General features: G+C 40.3%; 24 protein-coding genes. 11 read left to right on the top strand and 13 right to left on the bottom strand.

Translation table 11 applies throughout. The annotated features are described in order from the left end of the window. Positions 1-22: 22 nt before the first annotated feature. The 3 genes from ACXIUD_RS05605 to ACXIUD_RS05595 form a co-directional block, all read right to left on the bottom strand. Positions 23-1,906 (bottom strand): CocE/NonD family hydrolase, encoded by a 1,884-nt coding sequence (locus ACXIUD_RS05605; protein WP_458051641.1) that lies wholly within the window; start codon positions 1,904-1,906, stop codon positions 23-25. A gap of 119 nt (positions 1,907-2,025) precedes the next feature. Next, positions 2,026-2,625, bottom strand: a complete 600-nt coding sequence (locus ACXIUD_RS05600) for a hypothetical protein (RefSeq protein ID WP_458051640.1) — start codon at positions 2,623-2,625, stop codon at positions 2,026-2,028. 46 nt (positions 2,626-2,671) lie between these two features. Continuing rightward, positions 2,672-3,400 (bottom strand): hypothetical protein, encoded by a 729-nt coding sequence (locus tag ACXIUD_RS05595; protein ID WP_458051639.1) that lies wholly within the window; start codon positions 3,398-3,400, stop codon positions 2,672-2,674. 45 nt (positions 3,401-3,445) lie between these two features. On the opposite strand from ACXIUD_RS05595, the gene ACXIUD_RS05590 reads away from it, so the two are divergent. Together ACXIUD_RS05590 and ACXIUD_RS05585 are read left to right on the top strand one after the other, a co-directional pair. Next, positions 3,446-3,973, top strand: coding sequence for a HEAT repeat domain-containing protein (locus ACXIUD_RS05590; protein ID WP_458051638.1), 528 nt, complete (start codon positions 3,446-3,448; stop codon positions 3,971-3,973). 35 nt (positions 3,974-4,008) lie between these two features. Then, complete coding sequence (locus ACXIUD_RS05585) at positions 4,009-4,635, top strand: hypothetical protein (RefSeq protein ID WP_458051637.1); 627 nt, start codon at positions 4,009-4,011, stop codon at positions 4,633-4,635. Here the strand turns inward: ACXIUD_RS05585 and hrpB are convergent. Together hrpB and ACXIUD_RS05575 are read right to left on the bottom strand one after the other, a co-directional pair. Beyond that, the gene (gene hrpB / locus ACXIUD_RS05580; RefSeq protein ID WP_458051636.1) at positions 4,632-7,121 is read right to left on the bottom strand and encodes an ATP-dependent helicase HrpB; all 2,490 of its coding nucleotides are present in this window, start codon (positions 7,119-7,121) and stop codon (positions 4,632-4,634) included. The genes ACXIUD_RS05585 and hrpB overlap by 4 nt on opposite strands. Before the next feature lie 129 nt (positions 7,122-7,250). Further along, positions 7,251-8,402 carry a Gfo/Idh/MocA family protein gene (locus ACXIUD_RS05575; protein WP_458051635.1) on the bottom strand — a complete coding sequence of 384 codons (1,152 nt, stop codon included), beginning with the start codon at positions 8,400-8,402 and terminating at the stop codon, positions 7,251-7,253. 212 nt (positions 8,403-8,614) lie between these two features. Between ACXIUD_RS05575 and ACXIUD_RS05570 the strand changes: the two genes are divergently transcribed. Beyond that, complete coding sequence (locus ACXIUD_RS05570; RefSeq protein ID WP_458051634.1) at positions 8,615-9,073, top strand: (2Fe-2S)-binding protein; 459 nt, start codon at positions 8,615-8,617, stop codon at positions 9,071-9,073. 2 nt (positions 9,074-9,075) lie between these two features. Continuing rightward, positions 9,076-11,238 (top strand): molybdopterin cofactor-binding domain-containing protein, encoded by a 2,163-nt coding sequence (locus ACXIUD_RS05565; RefSeq protein ID WP_458051633.1) that lies wholly within the window; start codon positions 9,076-9,078, stop codon positions 11,236-11,238. Positions 11,239-11,424: 186 nt separating this feature from the next. Here the strand turns inward: ACXIUD_RS05565 and ACXIUD_RS05560 are convergent, their stop codons facing one another. Next, positions 11,425-12,084 (bottom strand): metal-dependent transcriptional regulator, encoded by a 660-nt coding sequence (locus ACXIUD_RS05560; protein ID WP_458051632.1) that lies wholly within the window; start codon positions 12,082-12,084, stop codon positions 11,425-11,427. Positions 12,085-12,515: 431 nt separating this feature from the next. Here ACXIUD_RS05560 and ACXIUD_RS05555 point away from each other — a divergent pair, with 431 nt between their 5' ends. Further along, entirely contained in the window at positions 12,516-12,998 is a 483-nt protein-coding gene (locus ACXIUD_RS05555; protein ID WP_458051631.1) for a hypothetical protein, read from the top strand. Here ACXIUD_RS05555 and ACXIUD_RS05550 read toward each other — a convergent pair. Next, entirely contained in the window at positions 12,991-13,923 is a 933-nt protein-coding gene (locus tag ACXIUD_RS05550) for a hypothetical protein (RefSeq protein WP_458051630.1), read from the bottom strand. The genes ACXIUD_RS05555 and ACXIUD_RS05550 overlap by 8 nt on opposite strands. Positions 13,924-14,147: 224 nt before the next feature. Between ACXIUD_RS05550 and ACXIUD_RS05545 the strand changes: the two genes are divergently transcribed. Both ACXIUD_RS05545 and ACXIUD_RS05540 read left to right on the top strand, forming a co-directional pair. After that, positions 14,148-14,963 carry a 2,3,4,5-tetrahydropyridine-2,6-dicarboxylate N-succinyltransferase gene (locus ACXIUD_RS05545; RefSeq protein WP_458051629.1) on the top strand — a complete coding sequence of 272 codons (816 nt, stop codon included), beginning with the start codon at positions 14,148-14,150 and terminating at the stop codon, positions 14,961-14,963. A gap of 10 nt (positions 14,964-14,973) precedes the next feature. Beyond that, the gene (locus tag ACXIUD_RS05540; protein ID WP_458051628.1) at positions 14,974-15,582 is read left to right on the top strand and encodes a tetratricopeptide repeat protein; all 609 of its coding nucleotides are present in this window, start codon (positions 14,974-14,976) and stop codon (positions 15,580-15,582) included. Positions 15,583-15,601: 19 nt separating this feature from the next. Here the strand turns inward: ACXIUD_RS05540 and ACXIUD_RS05535 are convergent, their stop codons facing one another. From ACXIUD_RS05535 to pxpA, 6 genes are all read right to left on the bottom strand, one after another. Continuing rightward, complete coding sequence (locus ACXIUD_RS05535) at positions 15,602-16,936, bottom strand: flavin-containing monooxygenase (RefSeq protein ID WP_458051627.1); 1,335 nt, start codon at positions 16,934-16,936, stop codon at positions 15,602-15,604. Next, positions 16,929-17,627, bottom strand: coding sequence for an SIR2 family NAD-dependent protein deacylase (locus ACXIUD_RS05530; RefSeq protein ID WP_458051626.1), 699 nt, complete (start codon positions 17,625-17,627; stop codon positions 16,929-16,931). The genes ACXIUD_RS05535 and ACXIUD_RS05530 overlap by 8 nt, the downstream gene beginning before the upstream one ends. A 294-nt stretch (positions 17,628-17,921) precedes the next feature. After that, positions 17,922-19,442, bottom strand: coding sequence for a DUF4301 family protein (locus tag ACXIUD_RS05525; protein WP_458051625.1), 1,521 nt, complete (start codon positions 19,440-19,442; stop codon positions 17,922-17,924). A gap of 114 nt (positions 19,443-19,556) precedes the next feature. After that, positions 19,557-20,441: a 5-oxoprolinase subunit C family protein gene (locus ACXIUD_RS05520; protein WP_458051624.1), complete on the bottom strand. Its 885-nt coding sequence runs from the start codon at positions 20,439-20,441 to the stop codon at positions 19,557-19,559. Further along, positions 20,422-21,174, bottom strand: a complete 753-nt coding sequence (locus tag ACXIUD_RS05515) for a 5-oxoprolinase subunit B family protein (protein ID WP_458051623.1) — start codon at positions 21,172-21,174, stop codon at positions 20,422-20,424. The genes ACXIUD_RS05520 and ACXIUD_RS05515 overlap by 20 nt, the downstream gene beginning before the upstream one ends. After that, complete coding sequence (gene pxpA / locus ACXIUD_RS05510; RefSeq protein WP_458051622.1) at positions 21,110-21,820, bottom strand: 5-oxoprolinase subunit PxpA; 711 nt, start codon at positions 21,818-21,820, stop codon at positions 21,110-21,112. Before pxpA ends, ACXIUD_RS05515 begins: the two co-directional genes overlap by 65 nt. A gap of 51 nt (positions 21,821-21,871) precedes the next feature. Between pxpA and ACXIUD_RS05505 the strand changes: the two genes are divergently transcribed. The 4 genes from ACXIUD_RS05505 (at position 21,872) to ACXIUD_RS05490 (ending at position 25,407) form a co-directional block, all read left to right on the top strand. After that, entirely contained in the window at positions 21,872-22,387 is a 516-nt protein-coding gene (locus ACXIUD_RS05505; protein WP_458051621.1) for an acyl-CoA thioesterase, read from the top strand. Positions 22,388-22,750: 363 nt separating this feature from the next. Next, on the top strand, positions 22,751-23,335 hold the full coding sequence (locus tag ACXIUD_RS05500) for a DUF3244 domain-containing protein (protein WP_458051620.1): 585 nt from the start codon (positions 22,751-22,753) through the stop codon (positions 23,333-23,335). Positions 23,336-23,616: 281 nt separating this feature from the next. Beyond that, the gene (locus tag ACXIUD_RS05495) at positions 23,617-24,447 is read left to right on the top strand and encodes a 1-acyl-sn-glycerol-3-phosphate acyltransferase (protein WP_458051619.1); all 831 of its coding nucleotides are present in this window, start codon (positions 23,617-23,619) and stop codon (positions 24,445-24,447) included. A 3-nt stretch (positions 24,448-24,450) separates the two neighbouring features. Then, entirely contained in the window at positions 24,451-25,407 is a 957-nt protein-coding gene (locus ACXIUD_RS05490) for a GNAT family N-acetyltransferase (RefSeq protein ID WP_458051618.1), read from the top strand. The last annotated feature ends 4 nt before the right edge of the window (positions 25,408-25,411 follow it).

Genomic DNA, 25,411 nt, shown 5'->3' with positions numbered 1-25,411 from the left:
CCTTCATCCTTCCTCCTTCAAATCACTTTTTCATGATCGGCAGCTTGATGCTGCTCGGATATCTGCTAGAGTGGTGGATTTTGTTGGTAGCCACTACACCTTCAGCCTCATCGTAATTATTACCCCCAGTATTCATATTTCTATCGAATCTAGGAAAGTTGGAAGAAGAAACTTCAATACGAATACGATGACCTTTTTCAAAATAATTGGATGTAGACATAGGAGTCATATTGACTTCATATACTTTTCCTGATTCCATAAAGACTTCTTTTTCGTATCCTTCACGATATCTCACACGCTGAATGGTTTCATCCAAATTATAAGCTCTCCCGTCAGGATAGACATCAATAATTTTGATGGTAAGGTCTGTATCTTTTACATCTGATGAAAGGAACAAGGTCGCTTCAATAAAACCACTAACCTCAATTCCTTCGGTCAAAGGTTCGGAAGTATAGACCAAAATATCCTCTCTCAATTCCATTTCCTGCTGATCAAATGAACCACCTTGTACGGCATTTCCTGTACAACAAACATTGCCACCATAAGAAGTTACTGGGTCTAGAGGATCATATTGGAAAGTATCAGGGTTATCTCGTCCAGGTCTTTTGGTTGTCAGCACACCGTCTCCTAGGCGGCTATTGGCTTTGCCTTTACTGTCTAAGAAGAAGGTGGTCATCTGAGCTTCTTTTGGTGGCCAGGTATCGGATGTTTGCCACTCATTTTTACCCATGGTAAAGTAGGTTACTTTTGGCATTGATTCTAAAATGCCATTGTCTTCACCTTTCAACCAATAGTCAAACCAAGCATAGGTAATGGCAGGATCAGGCAATCTGGCATCTCCCATACTTCGTTCACCCACAATCGTATTCTCTGTAGCTCTTAAAAAAGCACAATGTAAGGTAGGGCCAATAATCAAGTATTGGTTATTTTTTCCAATCTCTGTCTTCGCGTTTTCACGAATATGATTATACATAGCTAGGTTAGGAGAGGAGGCTACATCATACCAAGAAACAAACCAAAATGCTGGTTTTTCAAACTCCATATCGTCATGAAATAAGCCACCTTCGTACCACTTCGGATCGTTAGGCTTACGGGTAATCATCTCTTCATAGATTCCTTTGGGACCATTGACATTTTTTATAATGTCTTGAACAGGTAAATGGCTAAGACCTTGACTCCAATCTACTCGAGGGTATCTTGGACCCATATCATAAAAGCGTTGAATTCTCTGTAAATCTTCTTGAGAGATGCCTTCCGGTAATTTAGGTGCCATTGGGTCATGCTGTACCCCATAAAGCCAAGCTGTAAACAGCATCTGTCCAGCACCACCTCTGTACCAGTTTCCTTGCTCATAATATTTGCCAATACGGCCCACACCAGCACCATAGCCTTGGGCTACCAATGCAGTATTTGCTGGATGATCTAAACTTGCTACTGCCATCTGCCACTCAGCAGTGGACGAACAGCCTATAGCTCCAATTTTGCCATTGCTCCAAGGTTGACTTGACATCCACTCATACGCATCGTATCCATCCGTCAGCGGAGCACCTAATATCTGCCATTCTCCCTCAGAGAAAAATCTTCCCCGTTCATTTTGCACAACATAGGCATAACCTCTGTTGACATAATCAAGGGCTGTTTGAAGTGTCCTAGTGACTAATTCCCCATCTCTGTAAGAATTAAACTGATAAGGTGTACGGGAAAAAACAATAGGGACAGGCTTGTCTGTTTTTGGTCTGTAAATATCTGTAGCCAAACGTACACCGTCCCGCATAGGCATCATGACCTTTTGATCGATGATGGCGACTTCTTCTAATTGTTGAAGAATGCTTTTTTCTTGGGCAATAAGGTTTGCTGAATAAAATAGCATCACCAGAAACCCAACATACAGGTTAAATTTTCTCATAGTTGCTTGATTGTTTGTTTTAAGATACCAAAAAATAAAAATCAAGCAGCAGAAATTTACGCAAAAGGAAAAAAAGGTGGTTTAAAGGATAAGTAATCAAAAATTTCGAAAACAAATCATCAATTTCGCTGAAAGACATTCTTGATGCGATCTCCTACAGGTTCCCGTGCTGCTTTTCTTTTTGCTCGCTGCTTTTTCCTCCATTTCTTATCCTGCTCTTTTCCAGTAACTAACACCCAACGAGCAGAAACTCCTACTTGTCCACGAGCAAACTCTTCTCTTCCCGCCATATTGAAGTTTGGCTTATAGTCTAAAGATACAACAGTACCAAGAACTGTAGCTTCAACACCAACTACCAAATCGACTCCTGTAGTAGGGTTGGCATAGGTATGGGTGATTTCCCGGGTGTCGCGGTTTTTGATAAAACTTTCCTCATAACCAAAAGAAAATCCTGCACCATAATAATAGTTGAATCGCTTCGAAATAAGTGGTTTATGATTCCTTAGTAAAAAGTGCGAAGTAGTATTTCTCGAAAAATCGGACTGAATAATTCCTTCTATGGTCGTATGTCTCAAAATCCGTTGGGTTGCAGAAATACCTACAGTCCTGCTAAAATCATTGCTACCAAGGCGCAATCCAACCGCAGAACCGTATCGTTGCCCGTAACTGAAAGAGCTCCATCCTAGCATCAGGAGAAGTAAAATAATTATCTTTTTCAATAGGAATACATTTGAAGAACCTAGTTCAATAATTGTTCCAATTTTATTACCAATCCTCATCAGTTCCCGAAAAACCATCTGAATTTGAAATGATTTTTTTTAATTCCTGACTATCAATAAATTGATTTTTTTTGATTAGAACTTGATTGAATGTTAACTGACGTTGCGCTTTCAATAAATTTTCATGCGTGGGTTGGGAGATATGGAAAGGAATCTTGCTAATATTCTGCTGGGATTTTACCTTCTGGAGCACTACATTGTCTTTGAAGAGATAAGGAATCAAGGTGGTCGCACAGGCAAGAAACACATGGTCAACCCTCATATGTGTTTCATAATGTGCTAAACGCTCGGCAATTTCTTTGAAAAATATCTTGGTTTCGCCTAGTCTTACACGGGAACCTGCACGGGACTTTCCCTTGGTTTTTAAGTAATTGATTTGGCTTTTCCCTTGTTTTTTTCGAACCATGTAGGCTCTGAATACTTTATGATCGACCAAAGTGCCATTATCATAGCAGAGTAAACCCGCCAATCCAGCACGAACACCCAAGATGACATGGTTGAAAAACTCTTTGCTTTGAAAAAAATCTGTATTTTTCATTTCCTGATATATGCTATAACGCAACACGGCTATTTTTTCTTGTTGGGGCGTGTAAACAAGGAGCTTATGTTGGTTAGGAAAATGCTCCATAGGAAGTTTTAATAGCTTAAGGTGCTCCAAAAATGGATTGAGTTCGTGATTTTCCAATTTTAAATGCTGCATTATTCTTTCTTCCACTCAAGAATGGTCTTATTTTTGTTCCAAATTACTAAATCCTCTTGCATGAAAACGGAAATCGATCAATTATTGGAGAAAATGTGTGACAAAAGTGAGTCTGAAGCATATCTCTATTCGGATAAATTAGCCAAAATAGGGGGAGAAGAACTCATGCAGCGATTGATTGAGTTGATGAAAGGGGAGGAAATGGATACCAGTTTCCTAGCAGCCCGAACATTGGCTGCTATGGAAAATAATGGAGATGCACTTAAATATGTTTTTGAGTTGATCCATCATCCATCTTTTAAATTAAAAAATGGTTATCTTGTACAACTGCTGGAAGGATTTGATCTTTCTGATAGTTTTGTTGATTTATACAGGGTATTTCTCTTCGGTAACTTTAAGTCTTCTTCCCTGGCTAAAGAATACTTGGATACCGTAGAATTTGAAATTACTCCTAGAGTTTTAAAAAAGGCAGAAAAACATTGGAATCACTTTTTAAATAATGTTGATCAAGATTCCGATGAGTTTCATGCCATCAAAGGAGAAGCAGAGCAAATGTTGCTCGAGATTAAGGAGTTGTTGGATTCATAAAACAAGATACTCCGAATTGGAGTTTATAATTATATATGGAAAAAGTAGAAATCATGCAGCTGCATCGAAATTTTTTAGAGGATTTCGGTTTCACCTTAGACAAAACGATTTTGCACTATGCGAAAGAGAATGCCTATGGGAAACAGATTGTATTTTTTCATTTAACTCAACAAAAAGACGTTACCTATTTGGAATACAACTTGGGCATCCGAATAGAAAAGGTAGAATATATTGTGCATAAATTTTTACCATCTCTCGGAGATTACAAAGAAAAAAGCGTCACCTTAGTAGAAACGATGGATGGAATAGAGGAATCTTTTCCAAGAAGATTTGTAATTCATGATGAAAAAGAAATACCCCAACATATCGAGACCGTAGAAAAATTCTTGGTGAAAGAAGGTTTTCAATGGCTTGACCGCTACATGGATGGAAAGGATTTAGAGCAGTATTTTAATGAGGATTTAGATAATCCAATTGTCACTCAAAATTTCACATACAGGTCTGCTCGAGGAATTGTCTTAGCCAAAATTTATAATCCAGAACGGTACGATACCGTAAAAGATGAGTACTTACGTAAGCTGGATGAAATTCAGGTGACGCCCTTCACTTTAGCTTGTTTCTTGAACTTACTTGCTTTTTTGGACGAAGAGTTTCAAGCTTAATCAGTTTTCTTCTTGACTACACCTCTCACGGCCTGGGCATTTAATGGATTCTCAGGCCATGAGTGTTTGGGATACCTTCGTTTCAATTCTTTCTTAACTTCGAAATAAGTATCTCCCCAAAAACTTTTTAAATCACTTGTGATTTGAACCAACTTATATCCTGGGGATAATAAATGAATGGTTAATGAAATTCTATTTTCACAAATTTTAGGTGTTTCCAACACGCCAAACAATTCCTGTAAGCGAACTTCTAAAATAGGTGCGCTACCATCAGCTCCATATTGAATACGGATTTGGCTACCACTGGGTACTGAGATATGGCAAGGTGTGAGTGACTCCAAGGCTTGTTGCTGCTCGAAGGTCAATGCATGTGTTAAAATTGACTTGAGATCAAGTTTGGCAAAATCCTCCGATCGCTTGATACCTGTTAAGTAGGGTTCTAACCATGTTAAATCACGTTCAAACAATGATTGAATGGAGTAGTTGGGAAATTCCAATGTTGGTTTCCAAATCCTTAATGATTGAACGCGATTTAATAAATTTTCTAATTCTTTGGAAAGGGTAAAGAGCTGTATCCCTTGCTGATAGACGAAGCTTTTTAAAGCACTGATTTTCTCTTTTTCCTGCAGGTCCGTGATGGGTGTAGCCCTTAAGACAATGCTGCCTATACCCAATTGATTTTCAGCAATAAAAGACCCCTTATCTTTATCAAATTTTACAACTCTCCGGGTTTTGATCAAAGGTTTGAGATCTGTTGGTAAGAGGGGAGAAGCTAGAAAGATCTTTCCCATACCTTCTCGTTCATCGATGTGGGAAATAGCCAACCAAGATTCATGAGCCAAGTCATCCTGATGGCTTATTTGGGCAAGTTTTCCATTGGCTAATTGAAATTGTGCATTGTTGCCAGGTCTTGCCGAAGCGATGCGCTCAGGGAAAGCATTGGCCAATAAAAAGCCTGTTTGGTAAGGATCTACAGGAGTATTGCTTGGCTCAATAGTGAAAATTTTACGATAATGATTCGCTACTTTCTCCAACTTGGCCAACCCTTTTTGATGAAGCTGCTCTTTACGGGCTCTTCTCAAGGCTTCCAAGCGTAAATTTATATCCACATTTTTTTCCTGGGGTAGTGGGTCTCGTTCTTCCAAGACTGCTGCCACATCGCAAGCCAAAGGCAATAAATCCAAGTCTTCTGCCATCAGCATCATATGGGAAATCCGGGGATGCGCAGGTATTTTAAGCAAACGCTTACCATGTTCGGTCAGGCGATTGTGTTCCAAAGCATTGATTTGATGCAATGTTTCAATCGCTTGATTTACAGATCCCAGAGGTGGTTTACTTAACCAAGCTAATGAGAATATATCGTCCACACCCCAACCAATCAGCTCCAAAACCAAATTGCAAAGATCCGCTTCTTCAATTTCCGGTTTGCGAAACTCCTCCATAAACTGATGGGCAGCTTTGGACCAAAGGCGGTAAAAAACTCCCGGGCCTAACCTTCCTGCTCGACCTTTTCGTTGAGTAGCAGAATCTTTACTGATAGCAACTGTTTCTAAGCGGCTCAATCCAGAACGCGGATTGAAAACAGACTTTTTGGTGAATCCCGAATCAACAACAACTCGAATACCTTCAATCGTCAAACTTGTTTCTGCAATGGAAGTAGCCAACACTACTTTTCGCTTTCCAGCAGGATGGGGACGAATAGCCTGTTGCTGGGCCGAGGGAGAAAGTTTGCCGTACAAACCATGGATAGCAAAATCTGGTATTCTTTTTTTGAGTAGCTCAATAGCCTTTTTGATTTCTCCTTCTCCCGGTAGAAAGGCTAAAATATCTCCTTGTTGTTCTTTGGAAGCTCTGATAACTGCATCAACTACACCTTCCACCACGGCAAATAAATCTGTATTGCCTACATAAATTTCTTCAACAGGATATTGCTTCCCTTCTGAAACTACCGTGTCGCATTGAAGAAGCTTTTCCAACTGGGGCATATTCAAAGTGGCAGACATGACCAAAATCTTCAAATCAGGACGTAAAATCTGCTGACTTTCCCGACAGAGCGCCATAGCAAGATCGGCATGAATATTTCGCTCGTGAAATTCATCAAAAATTACCATACCCACGCCTTCCAAGGCATTATCCTGTTGTAGCATTCGGGTCAAAATACCCTCTGTCAATACCTCCAACTTAGTATCTGGCCCAACTTTGCTATCGAAGCGTATTCTATAGCCCACTTGCTGCCCTACCTTTTCTCCTAGAAGAGAAGCCATGCGTTCTGCAATACTTTTGGCAGCTAGTCTACGGGGTTCAAGCATCAAAATTTTTGCTCCATTGAGCAAATTCGCTTCAAGAATGGCTAAAGGTAATAGCGTACTTTTTCCAGCACCCGGAGGGGCATGGACGATTAGAGTATTGCTGGTTTGAAGCTTGGTCAAAACCTCAGGAAGAACTTGTTGGATTGGTAATTCTGGGAAAACTAGGTGAGTTGTCAAGACATTGAATTTTGTGCAAAAATAAAAAACTATTGAGGAATATTTCTGATAGAAAACTTGAGTAAAGTTCAAGCTTTCCACAGGTAAATAAATACCTCAATAGTTTAATATGCAAATGAGTGAACTGACTTATGAGTCGATTTTGACCCAGGTTTGTTTGCGATGGCTTTCAATGATGCGTTCACAGATCAACAATTCCCGATGTCCATCAGCAAAGGTTGGGTAGCTCGGATTTTCAGGCTGCTTTCCTTCACGAATCGCCGCATACACTTCTTTGAAAAGTTGCTTGGAGGTATCAGGGAATCCTTCATTATGACCTCCAGGAAATGAAATCAAGGCTGCCGCTTCTCTGGTAAATAGAGATGGGTCTTTCATCAAATGATGATTGGCTGTTTCCCTCTTGCCGATCCATAATTCGTTCGGTTTTTCTGAACACCATTCAAAATTAGATTTAGAACCTGCAATTTCTATATTCAGACGGTTTTTTCTTCCAGCGTTTACTTGTGAGACAGTTACAGATCCTTTATTTCCATTGCTAAATCTCAGCAAAACACTGGCATGGTCTTCAGTATTGATTGGTACTTCCTCATAATCCTCAGCAGAAAGCACTTTACCTGAGTAGGTTTCAATGGCTTTCAAAGGCTTTAATCGGGTTTTATGAACAGTAGAGAAATCAGCCATTACTTCGGTGATTTTAAGACCGGTAACATATTCTGTCAAATCCAATAAATGAGACCCGATATCTGCAATGGCACGAGAGTCACCTGATTTATCTGGTTCTAATCTCCAATTGTAATCCGTTTGTAAAAAGAGCCAATCCTGTAAGTAGGAACCCATGATGGAATAAATATCACCTAAGTCTCCATTTTCTCTCATGGTTTTCATTTGGCGCACCATGGGATAATAGCGTAAATTAAAGTGTACGGCATTGACCAAACCTTTTTCTTTGGCAAGGGCTACCAGCTCTTCTGCTTCTTCGATGGTGGTTGCTAAGGGTTTTTCGCATACAATATGCTTGCCTGCCATCAAGACTGCTTTCGATTGAGGGAAGTGAAGGAAGTTTGGTGTACAAATATGCACTACATCGATTTCTTTATCCTGTAGCATATCCTCAAAAGTATAAGCAAACGGAATACCTAACAGATCGGCTTTTTCCTTGGCCAATTCTAAACTAACTTCACAAAGCGCTTTGACTTCAATATTTGGTAATCTTCTTAATGCTTCTAAATGTGCAGGACCAATGAATCCTGTACCAACAATGGCAGCTTTTATTTTTTTCATTCAGGTTATATGGTTTGATTTCGATTTTAAATATAGTCCATTTGCTGTTGATTTAAAAACCTTCTACTATCAGGAGATATTGACTTTAATTCAACCCCCTTTTATATGAAAAAGAATGCGCTTCATCAAAATTTCTAGGATTCCCTACAAAATCAGGGTAGAAAGTCTTTAAATTTCGTTACATTAAAGGTGACTAAACAACAAAATAAACTATGGCTAACTTCAATCTGAAAATTAACGGTCAATCACACCAAGTAGAGGTGGACGAAGATACTCCTTTACTTTGGGTACTGAGGGATCATTTAGGTTTGGTAGGGACCAAGTATTCTTGCGGCATTGCTCAATGCGGTGCATGCACGGTTCATATCAACGGAGAGGCGATGTTTTCCTGTACTATGCCCGTTTCGAGTGTGGGCTCGGATGAGGTGACTACTATCGAAGGATTGTCCAAAGATGGAAATCATCCGGTACAGAAAGCTTGGGACGAAGTGGATGTGGCCCAATGCGGCTATTGTCAGTCAGGTCAGATCATGACAGCTGCGGCGTTTTTAAAGAAAAATCCAAAGCCAACAACCGAAGAAATCGAAAATGCGATGAATCGGAATATTTGCAGATGTGGTACCTATCATAAAATCAGAGAAGCCGTTGCAATGGCTGCTAAAATCAAGTAACTATGGCTACTACAATCAAAACGAACAGAAGAGATTTCCTTAAGATTGCAGCAACTGCAACAGGAGGATTATTGATAGGATTTGGTTGGTCCAGCTGTGACACACCAAAGGTTCAGGTACTGAGTACTGAAGAAGTGCTTGCCAAGGCACATAATTTTAATAGCTTTTTATCCATTTCTCCAGATGGAGACATAGTAATATATTCTCCAAATCCTGAGTTAGGACAAAATATCATCACCTCATTCCCCATGATTGTAGCGGATGAATTAGATGCAGATTGGAAAAAGGTACGCGTTCTTCAAGCTCCTTTGGATAATCAGCGTTTCGAAAGACAATTGACAGGGGGGTCTGGTGCGATGCCACATTCATGGGAGCGTTTAAGAAAAGCAGGTGCTTCAGCAAAATATTTATTGTTGTCTGCCGCTGCTGCCAAATTTGAAGTTCCTCAAGAGGAATTGTACGCTGAGGAAAGTATGATTTACCATAAAAATAGCAAGAAGAAAATCAGCTATGGTGAAGTGGTGATGGATGCGGCAGCGTTAGAAATTCCTGAGGAAGTGCCTTTAAAGGATTCGAAAGACTTTAAATTAATTGGGACACCGGTAAAAAATGTCAAAAACAAGGAGATGTTTACCGGTCAGCCTTTATACGGTTTGGATGTCTACAGAGAAGGAATGGTCAATGCCATGATCCAACGTGCCCCCTTTGGTATGAAGATCAAGTCAGTAGATGATTCTGCTGCCCGTTCGGTGAAAGGAGTAATGGATGTAGTGGTATTTAAAAATAATGTTGCTGTTGTCGGCAGTACCACTTGGCCTTTGATGAAAGCCAAGCGCATGCTGAAGATCGAGTACGAACCGGATGGAGCGGTGGAAAGCACCTTCGATCATGATCGATTATTTGCAGAAATGCTAGATGCAAAGACGGCACAGGTGATGCGTCAAGATGGAGATGTAGAAGCAGCTTTTAAAAATGCTGCTCAAGTAATCAGCGCGGAATATCAATGTCCATTTTTACCACATGCTCCGATGGAGCCACAAAACTTTTTCGCCCATGTGAAGGAGGATTCAGCGGAATTGATTGGACCAACTCAAACGCCTGATAGAGCTCGTATGGAAACTGCCAGACTTTTAAATATTCCTGTGGAGAATATCACGGTGGATATTACCCGACTGGGAGGAGGTTTTGGCCGCAGACTGATGGCAGATTTCGTGGTAGAAGCTGCGGAACTTTCTAAAATTTTGGATAAGCCAGTCAAAGTAACTTGGAGTAGAGAAGATGATAATACAGGAGGGGGATACCGCCCGGCTGTTCGCTATCGTTTTTCTGCTGCCTTGGATGAAGCCGGCAATATGATAGGATATAAATTGCGAGGTGCCGGGATGAATGCAGGGAATACTACGCGAGAAAATAACTTCCCCTCGGGTGCAGTGCCTAATCTTCTAATAGAAAATGTCAATCACCGTTCTACAGTAACCACCAATGCTTGGAGAGCGCCGATCACCAATTTCTTGGCTTATGCAGAGCAGTCCTTTTTGGATGAAGTTGCGCTTGCTGCGAAAAAAGATCCTGTTGCTTTCCGACTGGAATTGTTGAAAAAAGCAAAGAATGAACCGGTAGGTCAGTTAGGTTACGATGTTGACCGTATGATCGGTGTAGTAGAAGGCGCGGCTGAAAGAGCTAATTGGGGTAAGAATGCTAACGTAAAACAAGGGTTCAGTGTATATTTCTCCCACCGTTCTTATGTAGCACAAGTGGCAGATATTGAAATGGAAAATGATCAACCAGTATTAAAGCGCATTACTGCTGTAACAGATTGTGGGGTAGTCGTGCATCCAACAGGTGCCGATCATCAGGTGAGAGGTGGTATTGTGGATGGGATGGGCCATGCCATGTTTGGTAACTTAACCTTTGAAAACGGAATGCCTAAACAGCGAAACTTTGACAGTTATCGATTGATCCGTATGAAGGAGGTTCCTGAGGTACATGTGCATTACCTTGCCACACCATTTGAACCAACAGGTTTGGGAGAACCTGCACTTCCGCCAACAGGAGGGGCCATCGCCAATGCAATTTATGCAGCAACAGGTCAGCGCTTACGTGCACAACCATTTATTGAACAGAAGGAATATTCTAGCTTAAATTTACAAATCAAGCGAGCATAAGAAATTAACGAAGCCTAAACCAAACAGCCGCCCCATGTAGAGGTGGCTGTTTTTTTTAATTATTGGCTGTATGGGAGTAGGAGAACTTTTCCAAAGTTTTCCTTCATCTCCATCCGATTTTGGATATACGTATCACCCAAGTAAATCACTTGATCCACTCTAGAACTTTGGAAAAGTTTACCACACTTAAGTCATGATCATAATATTGACCGCCATGTCTTTGGACATGAAAATTGTTTTTTTGTTATCCACCAATATTTCCACCGAACCATCAAACTCCACTTTTTCCAGAATCTTGATGCGTGCCCCGATGTACACACCAATTTTATCCAGGTAACGTAAAAATGCAGGACTGTTATCTTTTACGGCTACAACTTGTCCACTACTATCTATATCCATTTCAGCAATTGCCAATCTTGGCCTTACTTTGACATCTCCAAATTCATCGGGGATAGGATCACCGTGTGGGTCAAATTTTGGAAAACCCAAATATTCATCTAGCCTCCGAACCATCAAAGGGGATTGGATGTGCTCTAACTCGTTGGCAACTTCCACCACTTCATCCCATGAGAAGCGGAGTTTTTCTACCAAGAATACTTCCCACAAGCGCTGCTTACGAATGGTCATCAAGGCAGCTTTTTTTCCATCCTCAGTCAGACTGACTCCATAGTATTTTCTGTATTCAATCATCTGTTTGTCGGATAGCTTTCGGAGCATATCGGTTACAGAGGCAGGCTTGGTTTTGGTGGTTGCTGCAATATCGTTAGTGGCCACACTTCGGTTGCCAGCTTCAGATACTTCATAGATCGCCTTCAGGTATTTTTCTTCTGAGTAGGTAAGTGTCATGCGTAATTTTTTACCAAATATAAGGATTTAGATTAATCTAAAAAATACAAGAGGGTAGACTAAAACGGCTGTGGATAAGTTCTCATTACCTGTGTTTAGGGTTTTAGGGTGGACTAAAAAATGATTTCAAAGAACCTAAAATAATTTGCAATTAATTGAAAAACAGCATTATGAAAATATTGATTGTTGCAAATAAGCTAGGAAATTCAATTTTTACAGGAGTTTCCATGGAGAAAAATTGGGTTTCCAAATAGGCCAAAAAGTGGATAATAATCCACAGCTATGTGGATAAGCTGTCTAGCTGTGAATAAGGTCTACTTAGCCCCAGGTATCACAGTTTCCCTGAGGAATTAGCTGTGGAAACAAATAAATCTGACAGACCGTAGGATTTAATTTTCCAGACATGTATTTTCGAATAAACTAAAACCTCTATGAAAAAAATCTTCATGCTTGTTCTCATCAGCTTTGCATTGCAGGCTCCAACACAGGCTCAATTTGCCAATGATCAAATCAGTTTCGGACAGGGTAATTTCTTTCTTAACGGCACCTATATTAGCTTTAAGGATGCTCGGAATTACATGAGTGTAAATGAAGAAGCAAGTCTGTACATGAAGAAGGCAAGAGCCAACAGAACTTGGTCCAATGTACTGTCTTATCCAGGATACTTTGTATTGGGTTGGGGTATTGGTGGATTATTGGGAGGTGTACCATTCAGTGATACAGCTGCCTATTTAGGCGTAGGGGCTGCATTGATTGGAGGAAGTGTTTTGTGTGATTTAGGCTTTAACAAAAATGCCAACCTGGCAGTGACTATTTGGAATACCTCCATGCCTAGGGGGCATAGGCCCACAGATGTGCAGCTACATGCAGGGTTCACCTCTACAGGTATTGGGTTAAAGTTGGCCTTTAATTGATTTTGGGTGACTCAAAACTGGCAATCAATTCCAAAAATCTAGCCTCTGAATGAGCCCAAAGTGCTTCGGGAATATGGGCTTTTGAATAAAAATCTGTTTGAAATATGCCTCCAATAAGCTGGGGAATGCCTGTATGATCCATAAAATCCAGGCATATGCCCGCTTGATAGGGCTGAATCAATGCTTCCCAAACAGGATTCTTAGGAAGTAACATGGGCTTTTTCAATGCCAAACACTCATAGATTTTACTTGGAATTTTAGGGACTATGCTTGGAATCAGATGATAGGGGAGCAATATCATATCCGCTTCTTCATAGTGTTTCAGTAAACTTGTATAAGGAATGGGCTCTTGACTGATGGTCAATTCAATTGATTCCATTCCATAGATACTATCTATTAACTCTTGTTCAAAATACTTCAGTGGGCAGTGGCCCGAAATGATCAATTGAGCATTTGAATGATGTTTAAGAAATGCTTTGAACCAATTTATTCCGTCTATGGTGCCGTACACTGCAGTCAATGTACCTGTGATAAGAAATCGAATGGGTTTATTTTTTGGAATGTGGATGTGACTTTTCGTTATTTCTTCGCCTGAAAAAGTGTTTGGAAGCACGGTTGCAGGTTTGAAACGGGGGAGTTCTTCCAAGTAACATTCCTCAGCTAGGCTATAGTGATCAATCCATGGTCTGGAAAAGCTTTCAATACTTTGAATCAGCAATTGTTGAACGTATTTTTTTAAAGAACTTCGATTGGGTAGGTTCCAATGGACATTTTTAGCATAGTTTTCCTGTACATCGTATACTAGTTTGTACTTATATAAAATTTTGCCCAATACAGCTGCTGGAAGTAATTCCCAGGTGGTAACGATCAGTATCTGTGCAGGATGCTTTGATAGGGTGGATAAAAACCGGAAGATGGCCCGCAATCGATTCCATAAGTTTATCGGTGAATTTAGGATAGGGCTGAACTTTATATTTTCCTCGGAAGTTTCATTTTTTGAAGAAAAGCCTATGATGTTTATACAGTATTTGCTTTTTTCACGCAGTGAAAGCGCCATCTTGTGATATGAGCGAGCATCCTTAACAGGTTTCAGAACAGAAGCGATGGCAATTTGAATCAAGGAAATAAAATTTGGATACCCACAAAAATATGGAATTACAAAACATAATTGAAAAAGCCTGGGAAAACAGGGAGTTATTAAAGGAAAAAGATGTTGAAATCGCCATCAAGACGGTCATTAGTGATTTGGATGCAGGTAAGTTGAGATGTGCAGAACCATTGGAAGATGGAAGTTGGAAGGTCAACGACTGGGTGAAGAAGGCTGTAATTCTTTATTTCCCTATCCAAAAGATGCATACCATCGAAGTGGGACCTTTTGAGTTTCATGATAAAATGGCCCTTAAAACCAACTATGCTAAGCAAGGTGTCCGCGTAGTTCCTCATGCAGTGGCACGATATGGGGCATATTTGGCCTCTGGTGTGGTCATGATGCCTTCATATGTAAATATCGGGGCATTCGTAGACAGTGGCACGATGGTTGATACTTGGGCTACTGTTGGCTCTTGTGCACAGATCGGTAAAAATGTTCATTTAAGTGGCGGAGTAGGAATTGGAGGAGTTTTAGAACCTGTTCAAGCGGCTCCCGTTATAGTGGAAGATGGAGCCTTTATCGGTTCAAGAGCTATCATCGTTGAAGGGGTGAGAATTGGCAAGGAAGCTGTTATTGGTGCAGGTGTTACCTTGACAGCTAGTTCAAAAATAATTGATGTGACAGGTGCTGAACCTGTGGAGTATAAAGGATACGTTCCTGATCGCTCGGTGGTGATTCCTGGTTCATTGACCAAAAAGTTCCCTGCTGGGGAATTTCAGGTTCCTTGCGCTTTGATTATCGGGCAACGAAAAGCATCTACTGATTTAAAAACCTCTTTAAACGATGCATTGAGAGAAAATAATGTAGCCGTTTAAAATTAAGAAAATGAAAAGAGTTTGGAGTACACATTGGCTAATATTGGGAATCTTGTTGGTATTTGCAGCTTGTTCTTCAGATAGCCAATCTGAAAAAGGAGATATCTTGTTTAAAAGAGGAGATTATGAAGCTGCTACCGTGGCCTATACTTCCTTCTTAGAGACTAAACCAAAAAATGTTAAGGCCCTTTACAACCGTGGTAGAGCCTATGAAGAATTGGGAAATTTTGAGTTAGCGGAAAAAGATTTCTTAGAAGCGTTAAATCTAGACAAACGCAATACACAAGTGATGCTAAGTTTATCCAATCTGTATCAAAAGCAAAAAAATCATACCAATGCTTTATTATATGCAGATTATGCCGTAGAAACCCCTGGAGCACCTGCTATGGCCTATTTCATGAAAGGTAGAGCACTACATCAGCTAGGAAATACGGATGAAGCGTATAAGGATTATTCCACAGCAATAAAAATGGATAAAGATTTTGCGGAAGCTTTCTTTTATCGTGGCATGTTGAAATTAGCTACTGACAAGAAAAAAGCTGGTTGTGATGATCTAGCCTTAGCCGCTAAGCTTAACTTTCCTGAAGCAACGACAGCAATCGAGAAGTTCTGTAAGTAAGCGCTATAGTTATTGAGATTTACCTACCCCTTGGAACAGCCGTTTCAAGGGGTTTCTTTTGCACATAACTGGCAGGCAAGTGTGCCAATAATTCTTTCTTAAATCGATGTGCATCAACTGTGATGGTGTGTCTTGGAGTATTGATTTGTTTGTAATGTGGGTTTTCTACTTCTTTTTGGCACAATTCGGCAGTGTTGACAGGTCTTTTCCATACACCCGCAATTTCTCGAGCCATGATTTTGGACTGGAGCTCTGCGCCTGGCCAAATACAGCCTAAGGGCTGGAACATGCCAACAAAATACAAATTGTCCATGGTAGGATGGAGCATTTTGAGGTACAAGGGAACGGGGCCTGAACTGTAGTCAATTAAACTTCGGTCAAAAAATGGATGTGATAGGTAATAACCCGTGCAGGCAATAATGGTATCGTATGTTTCCTCCCGTCCATCTTCGAAAATCACCTTTTTACCATCCAAACGCTTGATATCTAATCGGGGATGCACTTTTCCATGACGGATTTTGTACAGAAGTTCATCGTTGATCGTTGGATGCGTTTCTCCAAATTTCGTTTCTACAGGTCGTAATCCATAAAGTTTGTTATCTCCAACCAAGGTTTTCAATAGGACATCGAAAAAGAAAGTCCGGATGGGGGTAGGAATCCAATTACTGTTTTGTCCGATGATATCGGAAGGTTTGCCGAAGAAAAATTTTGGAATAATTCGATAGCCTCTCCTCCAGCTGATGGCAGTAAAGGCACTAACACGACTGGTTTCCACAGCTACGTCACACGCAGAATTACCACCACCAATGACCAATACTCGTTTGTCAGCAAATGGAGTAGCTTTTTTGAAGGAGTGGGAGTGTAAGAATTCACCTGTAAACTCTCCCGGATAAGATGGCCAACGGGGATTCCAATGATGTCCGTTACAGACTACCAAATGAGTAAATTCTTCTTGATATTCTTTGCCTCCTTTTTCCACTGTTAAGAGCCAATGACCATTTTCCAAACGTGCACAATTTAAAACCATGGTTTCAAATTGAATATGCGGATACAAGTCAAAATGCCTAGCATAAGCCTGAAAATAGCGTCTCAATTCATCATGAGAAGGATAATCAGAGGTATTTGGGTCAAAATCGTCAAAGGTAAAATCTTCGTATTGAGAAAGAGTTTTGGAACTGATGATATGGGTGGTTTCGAAGACGGAAGAGTGGCTTTCATTTTCAGAATAAATCCAATTTCCCCCTACATCTAAATTACGATCAAAGGCTTGAACATCAATTCCTTGGTCTTTGATGTTTTTGATGGCGGTTATCCCGGAAGGGCCCGCTCCAATCACGGCAACGCGTTTATGCATACAATCGGATGATTTCTTCAGACATGATTTTGGTACCTATACTTGCTTTTTCAGGAATTTTCTTCAAATGCAGGTAATTGCGTGTACTTGGGAGGTTGGGGTCTATCAAGTATTTGGGAATGTTTGTTTTGGCATACTCTATGAGCCCTGCAGCTGGATACACTGCCAGAGAAGTACCGATCACAGCGAAAATATCCGCTTCTTCTACCAATTCAGCTGCCGGCTCTATCATGGGAACCATTTCCCCAAACCATACGATGAAAGGACGAAGTTGGCTTCCTTTTTCACAGGTATCTCCTTTCTTGATTTCCCAGCCATCTATTTCATAGACGAGGGAAGGATCTGCGGTACTTTGAGATTTGAAGAGTTCCCCATGTAAATGCAGGACTTGGGTAGAACTGGCCTTTTCATGCAGATTATCCACGTTTTGGGTGATGATGTGCACATCGAAGAATTCCTCTAATCTAGCCAATTCTATATGTGCATCATTCGGCTGGCAGCTGGCCGCTTGTTTTCTCCGCTGATTGTAGAAGTCTAAGACAAGTTCCTGGTTTTTCCGCCATCCTTCGGGGGAAGCTACTTCCATGACATCATGACCTTCCCAAAGTCCACCAGAATCCCGAAAGGTGCTGATGCCACTTTCTGCAGATATACCTGCCCCCGTTAAAACCACCAATTTCTTTTTTCCCATAATTGTAATTCATCTTAAAAACAGCTAGGTTTTTTATCCCATTTGTATGTAAGCCATTCGGGTTGAAACCTGTCAGGTTTTAGGTAGACTTATTTGCTTTTTTCACCCCTCATTCCCTCGCATACCTGACAGGTTTGTACCCATCCCAAATAATATGTCAAATTATTTTAGCGATATTTCTACCTAATTTCATACCCACCCGATTAGGATCTCAGGGCTAACGCCCCTTTTACTTTGTAGACAAATCCCAATATCAACCAATATCCAAAATATCAATTCAAACTTTAACCAACTCTACAAAATTCCTTGATGCTCAGCTCTCAATAAGTCATTTACAGTCTTCACTGGGTTGAAGGTAATCAGCGGAACTTCTACGAATAATGTATTCCAACCTGCCATGGCACCATTCCATAAACCCGGAAGTTCAAGCGCTTTAAGGTCTCTGCCGCTTTTGGATTTTTCGGTGATGAAGCCAGTACGCATATCACGGAATTGGAGGAGATCAAATTTTTCACCCTTGTAATTTTTGGTAGCACAGACCAAATCCACTGGATTGAAGTGGGTAGATGATTGGAAAATGGCTTTGTGAGCTGGATTGTCCAAATCAATCTGAGCAGTCTCTGCAATCTGTAATGAAAGGGAGCCATCGTCCTCCTGAACCCAGAATGGACCACCGCCTGGCTCGCCTGTATTTTTTACCATCCCACAGACACGGATAGGTCTATTCAATTTTTGATGCAAGTAAAGTGCTTTGCCTTCATCAGATAATTCACTGTAGTGTGCTGGCAATTTACCACCCAAAACTTCTTCCAACACACGTTCTGCCTCGGAAACTACCTCAGATGAAACACCCAAATCCAAACTCTTCAACGCTTTAAATACCGCTTCCTGCACTTCTAACAGAATGCCTCCAATGGCTACTTTGTAATCAGCAGTAGTGGATTTCAATCGATCTGGAACTACATTATCCACGTTTTTGATAAAAATCACATCCGCCTCTATCTCATTCAAGTTTTCCAATAAGGCCCCATGACCTGCTGGTCTGAATAAAATACTGCCATCTTCTTCAACAAAAGGCTCATTATCCATAGTCACCGCAATGGTATCGGTTGACTTCTTTTGTTGAGAATAGCTTACATGGAATTCAACTCCATACTGGGCTTCCAGGCCTGACTTGATAGAAGCAACCTCAGTTTTAAATTTTTCTTCGTGTTCGGGAGAAACGGTAAAATGAATACGAACACTATTGCCTGCACCTTTGGCATACATAACTCCCTCTACAAAATGTTCATAAGTAGGGGTACAATCTCTGTCCTCGTAATGGTGGAATTTTAGAAGCCCTTTTGGTAGTTGCCCATAACCCAAACCATCTTCATCGAGCAGAGCACCCACAATTCGCTGATATTCTTTAGCAGCTAAGGCACTTTCCAAGGACGAACCTTGATTTTTCAGTGCTGCATCTAAATCGGATTTAAAAGCAAATCCATCGATTTGATGAATGAATTTCTGGACAAATGCACTCTTGCTGATATCCCCATCTCCGTCCAAAAAAGAAAAAAGGTCTTTGAACATACGAGAAGCAGCCCCACTTGCAGGTACAAACTTGACGATCACTCTGGAACTGATTTTGGAATCGTAGCTTTTTTGTAGTGAGGCCAAATTTTCTTCAGAAACTTGTAAAACACCGTTGCCGACAGTTGCAGCATCTACTATGGGTAAAAAAGGAAAGCCTTCTTTAAAATTTTTCAATTGCTCTTCCACTTTTGCAAGGTCCATACCTTGCGCTAAAATTTGCTTTTGAAGCGTTGCGTCCATGGTTATTGGTTTTATATAAGTAATGGCTCAATATAGGAAATCCCACATTTCAAATAAAGTGCTGAGTAAAAAAACCTTTTCTTTTTCTTGGAAAGTGAGAATAAGACCGCTTGTTTAAAAATCTATCAAGTGAAATCGGATTTTAGCTCCAGCTCTTAATTGACTGAGTTGATTGATTGACTTTTCTTCAAGATGTAGAACCCTTGGATAACCACCTGTCACTTGGGCTTCCCGCATGAGAGCGATCATTTTACCCGATGGTGTCAACTGAACAGTTCCAGGATAGACAGGTGCAGTTAATAACTGAGCCAAGGAATTTGGTGGCAAACCCAAGATTTCAAACCCCATCCGATCTTGTCTTAAACCTAGTTCGAAAAAATTATTTTGGATAGCTGTTTGTATTTCTGCTGGTAGTAATCTCCAATCTGGACCTCGGTAGGCATACAATAGTAATTCAGAGGTTTCGGTGAGGTATTCTTTGATTCGGGAATGGGTGGGAAAATTGACTCTAGGTTTTTGGGAAAAATAAGGGAGCTGCATTCCTTTTTTTAGTGTAACAGCTTCTGTAATTCCTTTGGACCAACTTCTGCTACCCAATACTTCTAAGCTTAGAAAACCTTCTTTCACACCTAAATAAAGCCAATTTACTCGTTCAATAGATTCCACGCGTAAAATGCTACCTGCTTCAACTTGGAAAGGTTTGTTTCTTTGAATGGATAGTCCATCAAGAAGGAAGAGGCCTTTTGCACCTGTAAGTACAGCAATAGATGGCGCTTGAAAACGAAATACCACAGGCGCAGGACCTATCTCTAAACACGCAGCTTGAGCAGAGTTTTCCAAGAGGTGATTGGCCAAGGAATAGGAAAAAGCGTCCATAGCCCCAGAATAAGGAACTCCCCTTTGGGCATGCCTTCTGCGACCATTATCTTGAATACTGCATTGCAAACCTCCTTTGACTAATTCAAGAAAACCTATTGATTTATTTATGGGTCCATTCATAGTTTCCTTGGTTGATAGCTTGTACTAATGCTTGGTATTCAACAATAGAAATAGAGCGGAAAACTATGTAGTCTCCGATTTGCGGTCTTCCTGTAGCATCTTGCTCAGGGTTAAATAGTACCAAAGGGGTTTTGCCGATAATGTGCCATCCTCCGGGAGAAGGAACAGTGTAAATACCTGTTTGCGCACCTCCAATACCTACCGAACCTGCCGCAATCTCTGGGTCAGGGATCTTTTTTCGGTCAGTATGCAAGCTCGTATCCAATCCCCCTAAATACATAAATCCCGGTAAAAAGCCGTAAAAGTGAAGTAAATAGGTGCTTTTTGAATGGAGTTCAATGAGTTTTTCAATGGCTAAACCCTTTAGTTGGGCCAAATTTTCCAAATCCTTACCCAATTCATAGCACACAGGAATTTCCCATTGATTGCTTGAAAATGCCAAATTTTCAATTGGTATTTGTATCAATTGCTCTTCCCATGTTTGACGCTGAACTCTCGATTGCTCTTGGGTAAATAGCATACTTAGTGTATGATAACCTATTCTGATATTATCAACAGCAGTACTCTTTTCGAGAGATTGATAAAAAGCAAGTTGCATTTTGAGAATATCTGGGTCAATCCGTGCTTCCCAGCGGATTTCTAGGAGTTTGGGGTGAATCCATAAGAACTCAATTTCCGGAAGCATAGGCATGTATGAATTGAAGAATGGATAATGCACCAGGATTATCTCCATGGATGCATAAAGTATCACCTTTCAAGGGAAGAATTTTGCCATCTATTGTTTGCAAACTTCCCTGCATCAATAGCTCAATATGGGGTTTAGCTTCTTTTACATTGGTAAACAATGCCTGTGGATGCGTGCGCGCCAACAAACTATAATCAGACTCGTAATTTCGATCTCCAAAAACTTCAAGCATAATCGGAATACCTGCTTTTTGGGCCATTGAGGCTATAATGCTATGAGGTGGAACATAGAGTGTAATGCCTGGATAATGCGCTTGAACTAAGCTTAGGAATAAGCTAGCTAATGCAGGATTTTTTGCAGATTCATTGTACAAAGCTCCATGGGCTTTGATATGATGAATAGGAGTTTGGCAGGCTTTTGCACAAGTATCAAATAGTGCCAATTGGTTGAGAATGCTTATTTTCAATTCCTCCAAAGGTATGTCTATCACCTTTCTACCAAAATTGGGACGATCAGGATAGGAGGGGTGGGCACCGATTTTTACCCCATGCTTGACTGCCAATAGGATGGTTTCTCGAATGCTTTTTTCATCTCCTGCATGACCACCACAGGCAATATTGCAGGAATGTAAGAAAGGCATAAGCGATGCATCGTTGAGTAGTCCTTCTCCTAAATCGCAGTTGATATCCATCATAAAGTGTATCTTTGGCGATGAAATTAGCCATTTTCACGTAAAATTCACACCATGTTTGAATACAACCCAGAAAAACACTATCCGAAGGAAACAGAAAGCAGGGTGGTGATTCGTTTTCAAGATTGCGATCCCTTGCAGCATTTAAACAATGCCAAGTATTTCGATTATTTTTTCAATGCCCGCGAAGATCAGGTACCGAAGTTATATGGCTTGGAAATGATTGACTTGATCACCAAATACAAAGCTGCCTGGGTAGTGTATAACCATAATATCTCTTACGTTCGCCCGGCAAGAGTGGGGGAATGGGTGCGCATCATGAGCCGCTTGCTTTGGTATAATCATAATACAGTAGTCTTGGAGTACTACATGACGGATGATACCAAAAAGGAACTTAAAACTGTCCTGTGGACCACCATGCGCTATGTAACGATCAAAGAAGGAACATCTACTGACCATGCTGGAGCGGTGTTGGATTTTCTCCAAGCAACATCAGAAAATTTGGATATTAGTATTATGAGTATTGGGGAACGTGTTAAGAGTTTGAAAAACAAACTATTAAATACCTGATTATTTACATTTTTCGGACAATACCTGTACACTTTCGTACAGGTTTTTTTTAATCTTGGCATGGAAAAAATCGGCATAAAAAATTTTTCAAATTAAATTTTCATTATCGAATCTTCGAGATGCAACCTTTGGAAGAGAAGACTTTTATCCCGAAAACTGAATTCTGTCACAAAAGTGAACGATTCGCACAGGATTTTTCCCAAAAGCTGACGGTTTCTAGGAGTTGCGGAGGATGTTTATAAGACGCAGGATTTGCTAGCGTAATAATTTTTTAAAGGAGTGGATACCTGCTTCGATGGTGGTGATTTTTTTAGGTACAGATTTGGCCATATACCAATCATACCAACTTAAACAAAACCACATATGAAAACGATTTTAACATTCGCCTTAGCCGCAGTACTAGGTACTAGCAGCTTCGCAAACAATTCAGAAGAAAGTATCTCTAATTTGACTAATGTTCAAGCAAAAGAGAAAAAGGTACAAGTCACTTTGAAAGAAGGAGCTGGCAAAGTAAAAGTTCATATTTTAGATGCTAATGGCAAGCGATTATATCAGCGCAACATTCGAGTGCAGGGAGATGTTCGTGTACCCTTTGATTTAACAGCTTTGCCTTGCGGAGAATATCAGGTTGCTGTAATCAGCAAAGAAGATCCTAGCAATCAAAGCATTCACAACGTGCAGATTGCTGAATCAGCTATTATTGAATATCCCTTGATGGCTTATGTTAAGCAAATGGATGAGGATTCATTCAAATTGACAGTGATTGGCTTAGAGGAACCTGGAACTAAAGTACAGATTTTGGATGAATATGGAAGAAAGGTCTATGGAGAGTCTGTCAATGAAACGGGCGCATTTTCTCGAGTTTACCATTTGCGCCAAATGAAGCTAGAAAATTTGAGTGTGCAGGTCAGTGATGCCCAAGGACGCATAAAAAATCTTCATTTTTAGTCCAACCAACCATTGTTTAACGAGCATCCCCGGGGGCAAAAGTTCTCGGGGATTTTCGTTTTCGTATGTTCTCGCAGATAAAGGAGATTTAGCAGATTTTAATCACAATTCAAAATTTTTCCATTTCAAAAAAAGCTGCTCTAAAATTAAAATTTTGTAGATTTAAAGCATCAAAATTTCAGAAAAGCCAAAAAAACCAAATCATTAGCAAGGTAAGGTTGAATAATAGGTTTGGTAATCAGTGCTTTAGCTGAATGTTGATCGCTTACACCTATAAATACATGAATTCAGCTGCTCAAAAGCCTTTTATAGAAATTGAAAAGGTTATTAAAAACAAAAACCCAAAGTTGTACAAATGGCTTCCGAGCTTTGTATTGTCTTACATCAAGCGAATTGCGCATGAAAAAGACATTAATCAGGTTATGTTTAATATAGGGCATTTGCAGGGCTTTGATTTTGTAAATTCCTTAGTAGGGGAGTTTGGAGTACAGGTAGAACTTACGGGTGCAGAAAATATTCCTTTGGATGAGCCTGTGATTTTCGCTGCGAATCATCCCTTGGGAGGTATGGACGGAATTGCTTTTATGTACGCCTTGGGAAAGTATAGGACAGATATCCGTTTTCTAGTCAATGATATTTTGACCAACATCAAAAATTTTGAGCCTATCTTTATTCCTGTTAATAAACATGGAACTAATAGCCGAGATGTAAGCAGACTTATAGAGGAGACTTATGCGGGAAATCATGCGGTGTTAGTGTTTCCAGCAGGTTTGGTCTCTAGAAAACAGGCTCATGGAATAGAAGATTTGGACTGGCATAAAAGCTTTGTAAGCAAGGCGAAACGGTATAAAAAGAACATTGTTCCAGTATACATAGAAGGAAAAAACTCCAACTTTTTTTACAACTTGGCAAGGTTTCGAAAACAAATCGGTATACAGGCAAATATTGAAATGTTCTACTTAGCAGATGAGATGTTTTCCCAACGAGGAAAAAAAGTTACCATTCATGTAGGAAAACCAATTTCTTACGAGTATTTTGATAAATCCAAAACAGAGTCAGCCTGGGCAGCCGAGGTAAAAAAGGCTGTGTATCAATTGGCTTCTAAAGTTTAGTATATGCAAGCAATCATTCCCTCAGTAGCTAGGAATTTGATTAAAGAAGAGTTGACAGAAGCGAGGTTTCTGAGATATACCAATAATGGCAATAACCATATTTATTTGGTGGATCATCACAATTCCCCACACACCGTCCAAGAAATCGGGAGGTTACGGGAATTGACGTTTCGTGCAGCAGGTGGGGGGACGGGCTTACCTGTTGATTTGGATGAAAATGATACCAACGAAACCTGTTATCAGCAGTTGATCACTTGGAATCCCGAGGAAGAGGAAATTGTGGCAGGCTATCGCCTGATTTATTGCAAAAATGCAGGTTTTACTAATGATGGAAACTTAGATTTGTCGACAGCACATCTATTTTCTTTTTCTGAAAAGTTTATTCAAGAATACATACCCCATACCATCGAACTTGGTCGATCTTTTGTACAGCCCAAATTTCAACCAAGCTTGGATAATCGTAAAGGTCTTTTTTCCTTGGATAATTTGTGGGATGGTCTAGGCGCAGTTGTCATGCTTCATCCCGAAGTAAAATATCTGTTCGGTAAAGTTACCATGTATCCACATTTTAACAGAGAAGCTAGGGATTTATTGCTTTATTTTATGAATCACTACTTCCCTGATGCCAATAAACTTGTGCAGCCGCATGCCAACCTTCTCCTTGGTTATGAGACAGATACTGCATCATTTGAAGGGATTTTTGATGGATTGGATTATAAAGAGGGCTATAAATTGCTCAATACACGTGTGAGAGCTTTGGGAGAAAATATTCCTCCTCTCATCAATACCTACATGAACCTTTCCCCATCTATGAAAACATTTGGTACAGCCTTGAATGATGAGTTTGGTGCGGTGGAAGAAACGGGTATTTTGATCACCATCGATGACATCTACGAAAGCAAGAAACAGCGCCACATGGAAACTTTTGAGCGTGATCGACACTTTGGTAGTAGAGGTTAATGTT

This window comes from Mongoliitalea sp. (assembly GCF_054166905.1).
This window is presented reverse-complemented; position numbering and strand designations above follow the sequence as displayed.